The following is a 16140-nucleotide window of genomic DNA, read 5'->3' on the forward strand; positions in this document are numbered from 1 at the left end:
ATGAGCTTCCATGAAATCCGGTTTCCGGCATCGCTCAGCTTTGGATCTGTCGGAGGTCCCCAGCGGCGCACCGATATCGTGACGCTGGCCAATGGTCACGAGGAACGTAACACGCCCTGGGCGCACTCGCGCAGGCGCTATGATGCGGGCTTGGGCCTGCGTTCACTGGACGATGTGGAGGTTCTGATCGCCTTTTTCGAGGCGCGTCAGGGCCAGATGTACGGCTTTCGCTGGAAGGATTGGTCTGACTACAAATCCGCGCGCGCCACAGCAGATGTCGATTACCGGGACGAGGTGATCGGGCTAGGCGACGGGGCAACGACCGTTTTTCAACTGGCAAAGTCCTATCGCTCGGGTGAGACGCTCTATCGGCGCCCAATCGCCAAACCGGTCGCGGGGTCCGTTCGCATTGGCATCGAGCAGGAGGAACTGCGCGAAAGTGTCGACTATGCCCTTGATATAGTCACCGGGTTGATCACGCTTGTCTACCCGCCCGAGGCGGGCCTTCAGGTGGTCGCCGGTTTTGAATTTGATGTGCCGGTGCGCTTTGATACTGATCAGATCCAGACCAGCGTGGCCTCCTTCAAGGCGGGGGATGTGCCTACCGTGCCCATTGTCGAGGTGCGAGTCTGATGCCGGGTCCTGCACAGCCTTTTCTCGATCATGTCGCCACGGGGCTGACCAGCCTGTGTCGGGCCTGGGCTTTGACCCGGAAGGATGGTCAGGCCTTTGGCTTTACTGACCACGACCGGGATCTGACGTTTGAGGGCCTCTCGTTCAAGGCTGGCAGCGGTCTAACGGCCCGCGCTTTGCAGCAAGCCACGGGGCTGGCGGTGGACAACACGGAGGCGCTTGGGGCGCTTTCGGATGCAGCAATCCGGGAGGATGAGATTGCGGCGGGCCGGTTTGATGGCGCTGATGTGCGCTGCTGGCTCGTGAACTGGCAGGACATCTCGGTGCGCTGGCTGCAGTTTCGCGGCTCCATAGGGGAGCTGCGGCGCGCAGGCGGCGCATTCGAGGCTGAGCTGCGCGGGCTGAGCGAAGCGCTGAACCAGCCTCTGGGACGGATCTATCAAAAGCCCTGCACTGCCGTGCTGGGGGATACGCACTGTGGTTTCGACCTGAACACGCCCGGCTATGCCGAAGAGCGCGCGGTAGAGCGCAGCGAAGAGGGCCGGGATTTCTTCTGGGACGATCTGTCTGGGTTTGAACAGGAGTGGTTCACGCGCGGCCGCCTGACCGTGTTGAACGGGGTAGCCAAGGGATTGTGGAGCGCGATCAAGCAGGATCGCAGCGAGGGGCAGCAGCGCCGGATCGTGCTGTGGGAAGCTTTGCGCGCCGCCATAGCCCCTGGTGATATGGTCCGTCTCGAGGCGGGCTGCGACAAGAGGATGGAAACCTGCCGTCTGAAGTACAACAACCTTCTGAACTACCAGGGCTTCCCGGATATCCCGGGCGAAGACTGGGTGATGTCGGTCCCAAGATCCTCCGGGATCAACACAGGCGGAAGCCGCCGATGACAGGGGGCGCGGTTGTTGCAAGAGCGCGCTTGTGGCTGGGGACGCCCTATGTGCATCAGGCCAGCTGCCGCGGCGCTGGTTGTGATTGTCTTGGACTGATCCGGGGAATCTGGCGCGAACTGGGTGGGGATGAGCCAAAAGCCCTGCCGTCCTACACGATGGACTGGTCCGAACCGCAGGGACAGGAGCGGCTGTGGCAAGGCGCGCGCAGGCATCTGCACCCCAAGCCCCTGCACCAAGCATCGCTTGGTGATGTGCTGCTGTTCCGCATGCGGGCGGGATCTGTGGCAAAACATCTTGGCGTCCAGTCCTGGCTCGGCTCGGGACCTGAGGGCGGCGGAGCACTGCCGCGCTTCATCCATGCCTATGCGGGGCGGGGCGTTGTGGAGTGCGCGCTCAGCACCCCCTGGCGGCGCCGGATCGTGGCGCGATTTGCATTCCCGCAAGAGGGGCTCTGATGGCAACTATTCTTCTTTCCGCGGCGGGCGCCGCAATTGGCGGGGCTGTCGGTGGCACTGTGGCGGGCTTGTCTTCTGTCGTGATCCGGCGCGCCATCGGGGCAACCTTGGGGCGGGCCGTCGATGAGCGCCTGTTCGGGGCCGGATCGGATCCGGTGGAGACCGGCAGGGTCAATCAGTTCCGACTGACCAAGGCCAGCGAAGGTGAACCCATCGCACAGGTCTTTGGCCGCACCCGTGTCGGCGGTCAGGTGATCTGGTCCACGCAGTTTCTGGAAACCAGCCAGACCACCGGCGGGGGCGGGAAAGGGGCGCCGCGTCAGCCCACCGTCACCCGCTACAGCTACTCGGTGTCGGTGGCGATAGCCCTGTGCGAGGGTGAGATTACTTCGGTCGCCCGCATCTGGGCCGATGGGGAAGAAGTCTCGCCGCTAGATCTAAATATGACGGTCTATCGAGGCACGCCCGATCAGGCGCCCGATCCGCTGATGGAGGCGGTCGAGGGCGCGGGGCGGGTACCAGCCTACCGGGGAACCGCCTATGTGGTGATGGAGAACATTCAGCTCGAGCGCTTTGGCAACCGGGTGCCGCAGTTCTCATTCGAGGTGATCCGTGCAGAACAGCCCGGTGGCCCAGAGTATGCGGACGATCCAAGCCAGCTTGTGCGCGGTGTCGCGCTGATGCCGGGGACCGGAGAGTACAGCCTTGCAGCCAGTCCGGTTAATTATTCCGGCGGGCTTGGCGATATACGCGCCGCCAATACGCATACGCCCTCGGGGCAAACGGATCTTTTGACATCTTTGGCGGCTTTGGACGAGGAACTCCCGGCCTGTGATGCGGCCTCCTTGGTCGTGTCCTGGTTCGGGGATGATCTACCCTGCGGGGAATGCCAGATTAGGCCCAAGGTGGAACAAAAGCGCGCTGACGGGGTCAGCATGCCCTGGCGTGTCTCTGGGTTGACCCGCGCAACAGCCGAAGAGGTTTTGAAGAACAGCGAAGACTCGCCGGTCTTTGGTGGCACGCCGGCAGATGCTGCAGTGATCGAGGCGATCCAGGCCATGCGCGATCAGGGGCGCCGGGTGATGTTTTATCCGTTCATCCTGATGGAACAGCCCGAAGGCAATGGTCTCCCCGACCCCTGGAGCAACAGCGCCGATCAGCCGCATCTTCCCTGGCGGGGGAGGATCACGCTGTCGACCGCGCCCGGACGCAGCGGCTCACCGGACCAGAGCGCGGCTGCCGATGCGCAGGTGGCCGCTTTCATGGGGACCGCACAGGCGTCAGATTTCGTGGTTTCAAACGGCTCGGTCAATTATGCAGGCCCCGAGGACTGGGGGCTACGGCGCTTCATCCTGCACAATGCCGCCCTTTGTGCCGCAGCGGGCGGGGTCGAGGCCTTTTGCATCAGCTCTGAAATGCGCGGCCTCACGCAGATTCGTGGCGCCAGTGGGTTTCCTGCGGTAGAAGCCTTGCGGGATTTGGCAGCCGAGGTGCGGCAGATTCTCGGACCGCAGGTCAAGATCGGCTATGCGGCGGATTGGTCGGAATACAGGGGCTATACCAGCCCCGACGGGAACCGGTATTTCCATCTCGACCCGCTGTGGGCGGACCCGCAGATAGACTTCATCGGGATCGACAACTACATGCCCCTTTCAGACTGGCGCCAGAGCGAGAACCATCTGGATGCGGCGGCAGGTGTGCCTGCGATCTATGATCTTGAGTATCTGCGCCGTAATATCGAAGGCGGCGAGGGATACGACTGGTTTTACCATTCGCCCGAGGCTGAAGCGGCCCAGATCCGCACGCCTATCACCAATGACGCCCATGACGAGACCTGGGTCTGGCGCTACAAGGATATTCGCAACTGGTGGGCCAATACCCATCACGAGCGCATCGGCGGCGTGCGACAGGCTGCTCCCACGGCGTGGGAGCCGCAGAGCAAACCGATCTGGTTCACCGAACTGGGCTGCGCCGCCATAGACGGGGGCACCAATCAGCCGAATAAGTTCCTTGACCCCAAAAGCTCGGAATCCAGACTGCCGAAATATTCGAACGGGCAGCGGGACGATCTGATTCAGCGACAATACCTGCGGGCGATGCTTGGCTATTGGAGCGATCCGACAAATAACCCGACCTCGCCGGAATATGATGCGCCCATGGTGGATATGACCAACGCCTATGTCTGGGCCTGGGACGCGCGACCCTTTCCAGCCTTTCCGAATGAAGTGGAGGTGTGGAGCGATGGCAATAACTACCTGCGTGGTCATTGGCTCAACGGGCGGGTCGGGCAACGCAGCCTGGCTTCGGTGGTTGGTGAGCTGTGCAACCGCTCCGGGCTAGCAGATATCGACACGAGTGCTCTTTATGGAATTGTGCATGGGTATGCCCTTGAAAGCTTAGAAGACGCACGCGCCTCCCTGCAGCCCTTGATGCTGCGGCACGGGTTCGATGCGATTGAGCAAGACGGCTTGTTGCGGTTTCGCCAGCGCACCGGGCGCGATGTCCAAGGTTTAGACCTGGAAGTTCTGGTGGATAGCAGCGAGGTTGAGGGTGGCCTGAACCAGATACGCGCAGGCGAGGCGGAACTGGCCGGTCGCGTACGTCTGCGGTTCCCAGAGTGGGGCGCGCGCTATGATCTGGCTTCTGAAGAGGCGATCCTACCGGATGATGCCACCCGTGCCGTCAGCCAGAACGATCTGGCGCTGGTGCTGACCCGGGCCGAAGCGCGTCAGACCGTGGACCGCTGGCTCATTGAGGCCAGGATCGCGCGGGATACGGCCAGGTTCGTGCTGCCACCCTCGCTGCTGGGGATTCGTGTTGGAGACGTTGTCGCACTGCCTGCCATCGGTCCTATGGGCACGGAACAGGATGGGAAACACCCAGCTCGCGCGCTGTTCCGGCTGGACCGGATCGAAATGGCCGAGGCGCAAATGGTTGAGGCGGTCCGGATCGATCCCGGTGCCTATGAACCCGCTGACGTGCCTGAAGACCTGCCCCGCGCCAGCGCCTTTGTCGCGCCAACTCCCGTGGCGCCCTTCTTTATGGATTTGCCCTTGCTGACCGGAGATGAAGTCCCCCATGCTCCCCATCTTGCCGTGACGGCTGATCCTTGGCCGGGAACCGTGGCTGTCTATGGCGCCCCGTCGGATGAGGGATATGCGCTGGAAGAGATCATAGCCGCGCGATCCATCGTGGGTGTGACCGAAACGCCGCTTCCGGCGGGGCCCTTGGGGCGCTGGGATCGAGGCGCGGACTTGCAGCTGCGCCTGATCTCTGGGAGCCTGGAGGCGCGCGACAGTCTGGCCGTACTCAATGGGGCGAATGCCTTGGCCATTGGCGACGGGAGCAATGGAAACTGGGAGATCATCCAGTTCCGCGAAGCTGAGCTGGTCGCGCCGAATACCTATCTGCTGCGCGGACGTTTGCGCGGGCAACTTGGTAGTGACGGGCTGATGCCAGAGGTCTGGCCGGAAGGTTCCTTTGTGGTTCTGCTGGACGGAACGCCTCAGCAACTGGACCTGCCACTCGACCAGAGGCGGATTGCGCGCCATTACCTTATTGGCCCGGCACGTCGGGGTTATGAAGATCCAAGTTATGTCCATCGGATTGAAGCCTTTGATGGCAACGGATTGCGACCCTATGCGCCGGTTCATCTGCGGCTCAGCGGCGCGCTGGGCGCCGATGTCGCGGTGAGCTGGATTCGTCGCACCCGGATCGAAGGGGACAGCTGGGATCTGCCGGATGTGCCCCTTGGCGAGGCGCGTGAACAGTACAGGGTTCGTATTCTGCGCGGTCAGACCCTGTTGCGCGAAGACATCACAACCCAAAGCGCCTGGGCATACGATTTGGCTATGCAAGCGGTCGATACAGTCATGCCCGGGGATATGTTCGAAGTTGCGCAACTGTCGGATCGTTTTGGGGCAGGCTTTGCGGCGAGGGCCGTTCTGGAATGAGGCGACCCATTCTGCCGGGGGATGTCTCGACAGTGGCCCGCGCTCTTCTTGCGGCGCCCTGCGGTCAGAGAGGCGCCGTTCTGACGGCCATTTTCGAGGGAGCACAAGCCGCTCTGGAGCTGGACAGGCGTGCGGGCTGCTTGCATCCGGAATGGGGAAACGGCGGACTTGAGGCAGCCGCGCGTCGCTATGAGCTGGCCGATGAGCCAACGTTTGATCACACGGACTATCTGTGTTGCACGATTATGGTGCTGCTGGAGATGGAGCGGCGGCTCGCCATGGCGGGCGGGGTCGGATGTGCAGAGGATCCTCAAAAGCCTTGAGAGGTGGACCTTCCGCGCAGCCCTGAAACAGGGAAGCGCTCCCGTTGGGCCGGGCGCCGCGCTGCCGCACGGCGCGGCTGCTCCTTTTGGCTGCGTCGTATCATGGCTAGAAATATCTTACTTCACAAATTTGCGTTTTGTGATTTCTGGGTTAGGTACATATCCTGAGGGCAGCAGAGGATGTAATGCCATGATCAAAACCCGCAAAGCCGTGACCCCGCTGGATCCTGTCTGGGACCGGATCGCCACAGAGGCGCAAGAGGCTGTCGAAAAGCAGCCCCTCATGGGCGGTTTGATCCATGCCTGTATCCTTCACCACCCAACGATCGAAAAGGCGCTGTCCTACCGGATCGCAGCAAAGCTGTGCTCCAATGAGATGTCGATGGTGATCCTGCGGGAGATCGTCGAGTCCGCTTATGAGGCGGACCCTGCACTGGTTGCTGCCGCGCGCGCCGACCTCATGGCGGTCTACGAGCGCGACCCGGCCTGCCACCGTCTGTTGCAACCGATCCTGTACTTCAAGGGCTACCAGGCGGTTCAGGCCTACCGCGTAGGTCATTGGCTGTGGAGCCAGGGCGACTACGATCTGTCGTATTTTTTCCAGATGCGCATTTCCGAGATTTTTGGCGTGGATATCCATCCGGCAGCGCGCATCGGTCAGGGCATCATGATCGACCACGCGCATTCCATAGTCATCGGTGAAACGGCGGTGGTTGGAGACAACGTTTCCATGCTGCATTCCGTCACCCTTGGCGGCACCGGCAAGGAAGAGGAAGACCGTCACCCCAAGATCGAGGATGGGGTGCTGATCGGCGCCGGCGCCAAGGTTCTGGGCAACATCAGGATCGGTCACTGCAGCCGTATCGCGGCAGGTTCGGTCGTGCTGGAAGACGTCCCGCCCTGCAAGACGGTTGCAGGAGTGCCCGCACGGATCGTCGGAGAGGCCGGTTGCGCCCAGCCTGCGGTAAGCATGAACCAGGTTCTTTCCCACGAGGGCTGAGCGGCAGAGCACAACAGATCAAAGAAAAGGCGGTCCCCAAACCGGAGACCGCCTTTCGTTTGTCTTGTGTCTTGGGTCGGGACGGCCTTAAGCCAGCATGACCATCGGGTTCTCCAGGTTCTCGACGATCGCCGCCAAGAGGTTTGCGCCAAGGGCGCCGTCGATGACCCGGTGATCGACTGACATTGTGACGCTCATGACGGTTGCGACCTTCAGCTCGCCATCGGCGCCGACCACGGGCTTCTTGCTGCCCGCGCCGACCGCGAGGATCCCGGAGTGCGGCGGGTTCACGATAGCATCGAAATTGTCGATGCCGAACATGCCAAGGTTGGAGATGGCAAAAGCACCGCCCTGATACTCATGTGGGGCGAGCTTGCGGTCGCGGGCGCGGGCGGCGAGGTCTTTCATCTCGGTTGATAGCGCCGAAAGGGACTTCACGTCCGCATCCTGAAGTACCGGCGTAAACAGCCCACCTTCGATGGCAACGGCGACCGCGACATCCGAGGCCTTCATCTGCAGCACCCGGTCCCCCGCCCAGACGGCATTGGCCTCGGGCACGGCTTGCAGCGCGTTGGCAACTGCCTTGATGATAAAGTCGTTGACCGACAGCTTTACGCCGCGCCCTTCCAGCTGTTTGTTGAGCTGGCTGCGGAAGGCCAGAAGCGCGTCAAGCTGGATGTCGCGGCGCAGGTAGAAGTGCGGGATGGTCTGCTTGGCTTCGGACAAGCGCGCTGCGATGGTCTTGCGCATACCGTCGAGCTTGACCTCTTCGTACGCGCGTCCCTCGTACATCTTGGCCACCATATCGGCCGATGGGCCCGTGGCCGGGGCAGGGGCCGCTGCGGCGGGGGCAGCGCTTGCAGTCGGGGCGAGTGCCGCAGGCTCTTTGGGCGCTGCGGTAGCGTTTTCCACGTCCGACTTGATGATACGTCCACGCGGGCCTGAGCCTGCAATGCTGGCCAGATCCAGTCCCTTGTCCGCCGCAATGCGCCGGGCCAGGGGGGAGGCAAAGATGCGATTGCCATCCGCAGCGACAGGCGCGGCCGGGGCAGGGGATGCGGGCGACGCGGAGCCCCCTGCGGGGGCCGCCTTGTCACCCGCGTCAGCCGCCTGTGCAGTGTCCTGCGCGGCTTCCGGTTTCGGGGCAGGCGCTGCGGCCACATCATCGGCGCTTTCGCCATCGGCCAAGAGCACAGCGATGGGGCTGTTGACCTTTACCCCTTCGGTGCCTTCGGCCACCAGGATCTTGCCGATGACGCCTTCGTCCACGGCTTCAAACTCCATGGTCGCCTTGTCGGTTTCGATCTCGGCCAGCAGGTCGCCAGAGGAGACGGTGTCGCCTTCCTTGACCAGCCATTTGGCAAGGGTGCCTTCCTCCATCGTGGGAGAGAGGGCGGGCATCAGGATTTCTGTCGGCATCGCTGTCTCTCCTTACCGGTAGGTGACTTGTTTCACAGCTGCGATCACCTCATCCGTGGTGACCAGCGCGTGTTTTTCGAGGTTGGCGGCATAGGGCATAGGCACGTCCTTGCCGGTGCAGGTGACCACGGGCGCATCGAGATAGTCAAACGCTTGCTGCATCACCTCGGAGGCGATGTAGCTGCCGACCGACCCTTGCGGCCAGCCCTCTTCGACCGTCACAAGCCGGTTGGTCTTCATCACCGATTTGATCACTGTCGGCAGGTCCATCGGGCGCAGGGTGCGCAGGTCGATGACCTCGGCCGAGATCCCCTCTTCGGCCAGCTTGTCTGCTGCTTCCAAAGCATAGGTCATGCCGATCCCGAAGGAGACGATGGTGACATCACTGCCCTCGCGCCAGATGCGGGCCTTGCCAAAGGGCACGGTGTAGTCGTCCACATCCGGCACATCAAAGGAGCGACCATAAAGGATCTCGTTTTCAAGGAAGATCACCGGATTGGGGTCGCGGATTGCCGATTTCAGCAGGCCCTTGGCGTCAGAGGCGGAATAGGGCATGGCCACCTTGAGGCCGGGGATCTGCATGTACCACGCGGCGTAGTCCTGGCTGTGTTGGGCGCCGACGCGGGCCGCCGCGCCATTGGGGCCGCGGAAGACGATGGGGCAGCCCATCTGACCGCCAGACATATAGAGTGTCTTTGCAGCCGAGTTGATGATCTGGTCAATCGCCTGCATTGCGAAGTTGAAGGTCATGAACTCCACGATCGGATGAAGGCCGCCAAAGGCAGAACCCACCGCGATCCCGGCGAAACCGTGCTCGGTAATGGGGGTATCGATGACGCGCTTGGCGCCAAATTCGTCCAGCAGCCCTTGGGAGATCTTGTAAGCACCCTGGTATTCGGCGACTTCCTCGCCCATCAGGTAGACCTCTTCGGTCCTGCGCATTTCCTCAGCCATGGCATCGCGCAGCGCTTCGCGCACGGTCTGTTGCTTGAGCACGGTGCCTTCGGGCCAATCGGGTGTTTCATCCACTTCAGGGGCCTCTTGAGGTGCGGCAGCAGCGGTGGCCGGAGCGGGCGCCGAAGGTGCCTCTGCGGTCGGCGCTTCCTTGGTTGCGGGCGCAGCGGCAACATCATCTGCGCTTTCGCCCTCTGCCAGAAGCATGGCGATGGCGGTGTTGACCTTCACGCCTTCAGTGCCTTCGGCGATCAGGATCTTACCGATCACGCCTTCGTCCACAGCCTCGAATTCCATCGTGGCCTTGTCGGTTTCGATTTCGGCGAGAATATCGCCAGAGTTTACGGTATCGCCTTCCTTGACCAGCCATTTGGCCAGCGTGCCTTCCTCCATGGTTGGCGACAGGGCGGGCATCAGAATTTCAGTTGCCATGATATTGGGTCCCCTCAGGCGCTTTGCTGCGGAATGGTTTCGGCGTAGATATCGGTCCAAAGCTCATCGAGATGGGGCTCTGGGCTTTCCTTCGAGAAATCCGCCGACTTGTTGACGATGTCCTTGATCTCCTTGTCGATCGCTTTCAGGTCATCCTCGGTGGCATGCTTGCCGGCCAGGAGCATCTCGCGAACCTGTTCGATCGGATCGCGTTCGCTGCGCATCTTCTGCACCTCTTCGCGGGTGCGGTACTTTGCCGGATCGGACATGGAGTGACCGCGATAGCGATAGGTCTTGACCTCAAGAATGTACGGCCCCTTGCCTGCGCGGCAGTGGGCAACGGCGCGTTCTCCTGCGTCTTTCACGGTCAAGACGTTCATGCCGTCAACGGCTTCACCGGGGATGCCAAAGGCCTCGCCACGGGTGAAGAGTTCGGGCGTAGAGGTAGAGCGTGCCTGGGCGGTGCCCATGGCGTACTGGTTGTTCTCGATCACAAAGATCACCGGCAGCTGCCAGAGCGCGGCCATGTTGAAGGTCTCGTAGATCTGGCCCTGGTTCGCGGCGCCGTCGCCAAAGTAGGCAAAGGTCACGCGTCCGTTGTCCTTATATTTGTCCGCAAAGGCCAGGCCCGCACCAAGCGGCACCTGGGCGCCAACGATGCCGTGACCACCGTAGAAGTGCTTCTCTTTAGAGAACATGTGCATGGAGCCACCCTTGCCCTTGGAGTAGCCCCCTTCGCGACCGGTGAGTTCGGCCATCACGCCGTCCGGGTCCATGCCGCAGGCCAGCATATGGCCGTGGTCACGGTAAGAGGTGATGCGCTTGTCGCCTTCCTCGGCGGCAGCTTCCAACCCCACCACGACGGCTTCCTGGCCAATGTAAAGGTGGCAGAAGCCGCCGATCAGGCCCATTCCATAAAGCTGGCCGGCCTTTTCTTCGAATCGGCGGATCAGCAGCATCTCGCGGTAATTGCTGGTCAGCTCTTCGGCAGAAACGTTTGGTTTCTTGGTGGTTTTCCTTGCGGCCATAGTGGCGGACTCCCCCTGAATGCCAGATAGTTTAGCGTTAAACTAATTCATATGCGATTTTCTGGCCTGTGGCGAGTGCTTTTCTGATGCCGCGCCTGAGCGATGCAGAAAATCAGCATAAAACCCTTGAAATCGCCCTCGGTTCCCCAAACGCATGCTTAAAATTTGCACGCCAAGTGGCGCGCGGCAAGGGTGCGTCATCTCACGCTTCGGCGAGCGTCAGGTGATCGGATCTTCATGAGTGATTGTGGGCTGTTTAGTGGATGACAATTTCATCCGCGCGCAGCATGCCAAGAACGGAACGGGCTTGCTGGTCAAGAAGGTCCAGATCGAGGTAATCGTCCGACAGGCGGCGCGTCTTGTTTTCCATCTGGTCGATGTCTTGCTGTAGCAGAGCGAGATCCCGGCGAAGCTCTTCGGCTTCTGCCTGGATCTCGACCCTTCTGAACAACCCGAAATCGCCCTGCACCGCCGCAAAGGTAAAATACGCGCTGAGCGCGAATGCGATGGAAAAGAAGACGAATGCGCCAAGGGATGGCGTGTTGCTTCGGGTCACGTTGAGATTGCCTGTATGCTACTGCTCAAGATATTGTTTTTGCACCGATTGTTTCGATGTCTGGCATGTTTATGCCACAAGCGAATCGCTCTGTGAATCCCCAAATTGGTTAATTGCGTCAGTTTCTGCTGTGATTATGGTCCTGTGGCCTGAACGCAACGAAATCGCACCCTGTGACGCCACGGCGGGGATGGCCTCTGCTTGGTGCGTCGATACGATCCTGCGACGTATGGAGGAGATAAGATGCAAAAGAATGCGATGCCTGCGCCAGTGCAGGCAAGCGGTCCACGCGGTGATCTTGGGACACATGTGGTGGAGAACCAGCCCGTGCCACGTACTGCCTGGTGCCTTTGGGACGGGGATCGGGCTTTGCGCGAACAGGTCGCGCATCACGGTGGAGACGGATCGGCTCTGGCCGAGGCAGGCGCGCTTTACGGGAGTGCGGAAATCCTGCAGGCGGCAGAGGATGCGCGCAGGGATCCGCCGCGGCTCACACTTTTTGCGCGCTCGGGGCATCGGCTGGACGAGGTGCAGTTCAACCCTGGCTATCACCGGGTCATGTCTGCCGCCAAGGAACAGGGCTATGCCCATAGCGCCTGGAGTGGGAAGCCGGGCGGTCATGTGACCCACGCGGCCCATGTCTATATGCTCAATCAGGTCGAGCCGGGCGTCTGCTGCCCGATGACAATGACCTATGCTGCCGTGCCTGCGCTGCAGGCGGATGCGACGCTTTCCGAAATCTGGGTGCCGCGGCTTCTGAGCCCCGAATATGACGGCTCGGCCCGACGAGTGGAGCAGAAAAAGGGTGTGACCCTCGGCATGGCGATGACTGAGAAACAGGGTGGATCGGACGTGCGTGCCAACAGCACTCGCGCGGTGCGCGATGGGCAACACTACCGGCTGACGGGTCACAAATGGTTCTGCTCGGCGCCGATGTCGGATGGCTTCCTGACATTGGCCTATGCCGAAGGCGGCCTGACCTGTTTTCTGGTGCCGCGCTGGCTGGAAGGGGAGCGCAACGGTATCCGTCTGCAGCGCCTGAAAGACAAGCTTGGCAACCGGGCCAATGCCAGTTCGGAGATCGAATACGTCGATGCGCTCGCCTACCGCCTCGGCGAAGAGGGCGCCGGGGTGCGAACCATCATCGAGATGGTCCACCACACCCGACTGGATACGGCACTGGCCCCGGCGGGTTTGATGCGTGCCGCCCTGGCCGAGGCCGCCTGGTGGGTCGAGGGGCGTTCGGTGTTCCAGAAGAAGCTGATCGACCAGCCGCTGATGCGCTCGGTGCTTGCGGATTTGGCTTTGGACGCTGAAGGCGCGCTCGCCTCGAGCATGGCCATGGCTGCAGCTTTTGATCGCCAGGACGAAGAAAGCCGTGCTTTGGCCCGGATCGGTGTGGCACTAGCGAAATACTTGAACAACAAGCGCTGTATCCCTGTGATCGGGGAGGCGATGGAGGTGTTGGGTGGCATGGGCTACATTGAAGAAACGCCAATGCCGATGCTCTATCGTGAGGCGCCGCTCAACGGCATTTGGGAGGGATCGGGAAACGTCATCTGCCTTGATATCCTGCGCAGTCTTGCGCGGGAGCCGCGCGCGGGAGAAGCCCTGAACGCTATGCTGGATCGGGTGCGCGGCGGGGATCGCCGCTATGACGAAGCGCTGCAGGCGCATCGCGCGCGCTGGCCGGGCCTGCCGACAGAGGGTGAGGCAAGATGGTTTGCAGAAAGCCTCGCAACCCTGATGACCGCTGCAAGCCTGCTGGATACCGCGCCAAATGCTGTGGCTGAAGGCTATGTCACTAGCCGCCTGTCGGGTATGCGCGGATCGCTTCCGGGATCTGTATCGGGGCTGGATGAGACAGCCATTCTCGAGCGTCTCACCGGGTGAGGGCGTGAAGGCAACGGTGCCGAGCCTCCGGGCCCGGCACCATGTGGTTTGGTGTCAGCCTTGTTCCAAGGCGGCCACGCCGGGCAGGGTCTTGCCTTCCATCCATTCAAGGAAGGCGCCACCGGCTGTGGAAATATAGGTGAAGTCGCGCGCCGCGCCCGAGGCATTAAGGGCCGCAACCGTGTCACCACCGCCAGCCACCGAGGTCAGCTTGCCTGCGCGTGTCAGCGCCGCCGCCTTTAGCGCGGTCGCATTGGTGGCCGCATCAAAGGGCTCCATCTCAAAGGCGCCAAGCGGGCCGTTCCAGATCAGGGTACGGCTCTGTTCGAAAATGTCATTGATCCTGGCGACGCTTTCCGGGCCCGCATCGAGGATCAGGCCGTTCTCGGGGCATTGATCCGCTGGCAGGACCTGATAGGGGACGTGGGACGCAAAGGTTTCCGCGACGACCACATCGGACGGCAGGATGATCTGGCATCCTGCGCCTTCGGCCTTGGCAATGATCTCGGCTGCGGTGTCTTTCATGATCCGCTCGGCCAGGGATTTGCCGACGGAATGTCCCTTGGCCACAAGGAATGTATTGGCCATACCGCCGCCGATCACCAGGTAGTCGACCTTGGTGATGAGGTTGCTCAAAAGCTCCAGCTTGGTGGAAACCTTGGCGCCCCCCACGACTGCAGTCACGGGACGGCTCGGCGCGCCGAGAGCGCTTTCGAGCGCCGAGAGTTCCGCCTGCATCAGGCGGCCTGCGCAGGCGGGCAGAAGGCGGGCGATACCCTCGGTAGAGCTGTGTGCGCGGTGGGCGGCTGAGAAGGCATCGTTGCAATAGACATCGCCCAGACGCGCCATGCCTGCGGCCAGTTCGGGGTCGTTCTTGGTTTCGGCCGCATGGAAGCGGGTGTTCTCCAGAAGCAGCACTTCACCCGGTTGCAGCGCGGCGGCGGCGGCCTCGGCTCCGGGGCCGATACAGTCGGCGGCAAAGAGAACGCGTGTTTCAAAGGCGCGCTCCAGCGTCGGGATCAGCTGGTTCAGCGACAGGTTCTCGCGGCGCTCTCCGCCGGGGCGACCGAAATGGGCCAGAAGGATCGGCTTGCCTCCGGCATCAAGGATATCGCGCACGGTCGGGGCAATGCGGCGGATCCGGGTGGAGTCGGTCACGACGCCGTCCACGATCGGCACGTTTATATCCACGCGCACCAGGACGCGCTTGCCGCTGAGATCCATGTCATCAAGGGTATTCCAGCCCATGCTCAGGCTCCTTTTGGTCTTTGGCAAATGTCTTTTCCCGCTGTTTCGGAGCTTTTGCGCTCGCAGTCAATGCTCACGCTTGGCATTCAGCGCCTCTGGCCTTAGGTATCTGCCAAAGCATAGACGACAGGAGAGCCAGATGGCCGAGATCAAAGACCCGGAAAACACCATCATCATCGAGCTGAAAGACGGCAACGTAGTGATCGAACTGCTGCCCGACGTGGCGCCCAAGCACAGCGAACGCATGAAGGAACTGGCCCGCGCCGGTGAATACGACAACGTCGCCTTTCACCGGGTGATCGACGGCTTCATGGCGCAGACGGGTGATGTGCAGCACGGCGATATGGAAGACGGTTTCAACCTGCGCATGGCGGGCACCGGCGGCTCCAGCCTGCCGAACGTTCCAGCCGAGTTCTCCAAACTGCCCCATGACCGCGGCACGCTGGGCGCGGCGCGCTCGGCCAACCCGGATTCGGCCAACTCGCAGTTCTTCATCAACTTCAAGGACAACCACTTCCTGAACGGCCAGTACACCGTCTATGGCCGCGTCATCGAAGGCATGGAGCACGTGGACGCCATCACACGGGGTGAGCCGCCAGCAAGCCCCGATCGCATGATCAGCGTCAAGGTGGCCGCCGATGCTTAAGCTTGCAGCAGCTCTGAGCCTTGTCGCCGGGTCCGCCTTTGCCTCTGGCCTCGAAATCCAGATCGAAGGCGAGGGCGCCAATGGCACCGTCAAGATCGATCTCTATGAGGATGTCGCCCCGAAACACGTGGAGCAGATCACCGCTTTGGCTGCCGAAGGTCAGTATGATGGTGTGGTGTTCCACCGTGTGATCGAAGGCTTCATGGCGCAGACCGGCGATGTGCAATACGGCAAAATGGGTGCCGACATGCGCATGGCTGGCATGGGCGGCTCAGAGCGCGCTGATCTTCCTGCCGAGTTTTCGGACGTGCCCTATGATCGCGGTGTCGTGGGCATGGCGCGCTCGCAGAACCCCAACAGCGCCAACTCGCAGTTCTTCATTATGTTCGCACCGGGTCACTTCCTGAACGGCCAGTACACGGTCGTTGGCAAGGTGACCGAAGGCATGGATGTGGTGGATGCCATCAAGCGCGGCACCGGGCAAAACGGCTCTGTGGTTGGGCAACCTGACGTGATGACAAAGGTCACCGTGACCGACTGACCTACCTTGAAAAGAAAGGCGCCTTTGGTGTGCCTTTATCAGGAACGCCCGTGCATGGTCTGTGCGGGCGTTTTTCTTTGCCTGCTGTTTTTGTCTTTGGGTGAAGTCTGCGAAAAAAGAAAAGCGCCGCAGAGATGCGGCGCTTCTTGTTTCCGTTACCCTTTGATGG

At 61.6% G+C, this 16140-nt stretch carries 14 protein-coding genes; 9 read left to right on the plus strand and 5 right to left on the minus strand.

Annotation, left to right across the window (positions count from 1 at the left end):
- From INS80_RS15255 to cysE, 6 genes are all read left to right on the plus strand, one after another.
- Positions 1 to 633, plus strand: coding sequence for a DUF2460 domain-containing protein (locus INS80_RS15255; RefSeq protein ID WP_192966447.1), 633 nt, complete (start codon positions 1 to 3; stop codon positions 631 to 633).
- Positions 633 to 1520: a phage/gene transfer agent baseplate hub protein gene (locus INS80_RS15260; RefSeq protein WP_192966448.1), complete on the plus strand. Its 888-nt coding sequence runs from the start codon at positions 633 to 635 to the stop codon at positions 1518 to 1520. The genes INS80_RS15255 and INS80_RS15260 overlap by 1 nt, the downstream gene beginning before the upstream one ends.
- Positions 1517 to 1978 (plus strand): C40 family peptidase, encoded by a 462-nt coding sequence (locus INS80_RS15265; RefSeq protein ID WP_192966449.1) that lies wholly within the window; start codon positions 1517 to 1519, stop codon positions 1976 to 1978. Before INS80_RS15260 ends, INS80_RS15265 begins: the two co-directional genes overlap by 4 nt.
- Positions 1978 to 5931: a baseplate multidomain protein megatron gene (locus tag INS80_RS15270; RefSeq protein ID WP_192966450.1), complete on the plus strand. Its 3954-nt coding sequence runs from the start codon at positions 1978 to 1980 to the stop codon at positions 5929 to 5931. The genes INS80_RS15265 and INS80_RS15270 overlap by 1 nt, the downstream gene beginning before the upstream one ends.
- Complete coding sequence (locus INS80_RS15275; RefSeq protein ID WP_192966451.1) at positions 5928 to 6254, plus strand: DUF7742 family protein; 327 nt, start codon at positions 5928 to 5930, stop codon at positions 6252 to 6254. Before INS80_RS15270 ends, INS80_RS15275 begins: the two co-directional genes overlap by 4 nt.
- Before the next feature lie 190 nt (positions 6255 to 6444).
- Positions 6445 to 7254 (plus strand): serine O-acetyltransferase, encoded by an 810-nt coding sequence (cysE, locus tag INS80_RS15280; RefSeq protein ID WP_192966452.1) that lies wholly within the window; start codon positions 6445 to 6447, stop codon positions 7252 to 7254.
- 87 nt (positions 7255 to 7341) lie between these two features.
- Here cysE and INS80_RS15285 read toward each other — a convergent pair whose 3' ends face one another.
- The 4 genes from INS80_RS15285 to INS80_RS15300 form a co-directional block, all read right to left on the minus strand.
- Positions 7342 to 8673 carry a pyruvate dehydrogenase complex dihydrolipoamide acetyltransferase gene (locus tag INS80_RS15285; RefSeq protein WP_192966453.1) on the minus strand — a complete coding sequence of 444 codons (1332 nt, stop codon included), beginning with the start codon at positions 8671 to 8673 and terminating at the stop codon, positions 7342 to 7344.
- Positions 8674 to 8685: 12 nt separating this feature from the next.
- Complete coding sequence (locus tag INS80_RS15290; protein WP_192966454.1) at positions 8686 to 10059, minus strand: pyruvate dehydrogenase complex E1 component subunit beta; 1374 nt, start codon at positions 10057 to 10059, stop codon at positions 8686 to 8688.
- A gap of 14 nt (positions 10060 to 10073) precedes the next feature.
- On the minus strand, positions 10074 to 11087 hold the full coding sequence (pdhA, locus tag INS80_RS15295) for a pyruvate dehydrogenase (acetyl-transferring) E1 component subunit alpha (protein WP_192966455.1): 1014 nt from the start codon (positions 11085 to 11087) through the stop codon (positions 10074 to 10076).
- A 256-nt stretch (positions 11088 to 11343) separates the two neighbouring features.
- Complete coding sequence (locus INS80_RS15300; protein WP_192966456.1) at positions 11344 to 11643, minus strand: FtsB family cell division protein; 300 nt, start codon at positions 11641 to 11643, stop codon at positions 11344 to 11346.
- Positions 11644 to 11886: 243 nt separating this feature from the next.
- On the opposite strand from INS80_RS15300, the gene INS80_RS15305 reads away from it, so the two are divergent.
- Positions 11887 to 13536, plus strand: coding sequence for an acyl-CoA dehydrogenase family protein (locus INS80_RS15305; RefSeq protein ID WP_226892638.1), 1650 nt, complete (start codon positions 11887 to 11889; stop codon positions 13534 to 13536).
- Positions 13537 to 13590: 54 nt separating this feature from the next.
- On the opposite strand, the gene INS80_RS15310 is transcribed toward INS80_RS15305, so the two are convergent.
- Entirely contained in the window at positions 13591 to 14784 is a 1194-nt protein-coding gene (locus tag INS80_RS15310) for a phosphoglycerate kinase (RefSeq protein WP_192966457.1), read from the minus strand.
- Positions 14785 to 14923: 139 nt separating this feature from the next.
- Here INS80_RS15310 and INS80_RS15315 point away from each other — a divergent pair, with 139 nt between their 5' ends.
- Positions 14924 to 15430: a peptidylprolyl isomerase gene (locus tag INS80_RS15315; protein ID WP_192966458.1), complete on the plus strand. Its 507-nt coding sequence runs from the start codon at positions 14924 to 14926 to the stop codon at positions 15428 to 15430.
- Entirely contained in the window at positions 15423 to 15971 is a 549-nt protein-coding gene (locus INS80_RS15320; protein ID WP_192966459.1) for a peptidylprolyl isomerase, read from the plus strand. Before INS80_RS15315 ends, INS80_RS15320 begins: the two co-directional genes overlap by 8 nt.
- Positions 15972 to 16140 lie beyond the last annotated feature (169 nt).

This window comes from Phycobacter azelaicus (assembly GCF_014884385.1).
GTDB lineage: Bacteria > Pseudomonadota > Alphaproteobacteria > Rhodobacterales > Rhodobacteraceae > Phycobacter > Phycobacter azelaicus.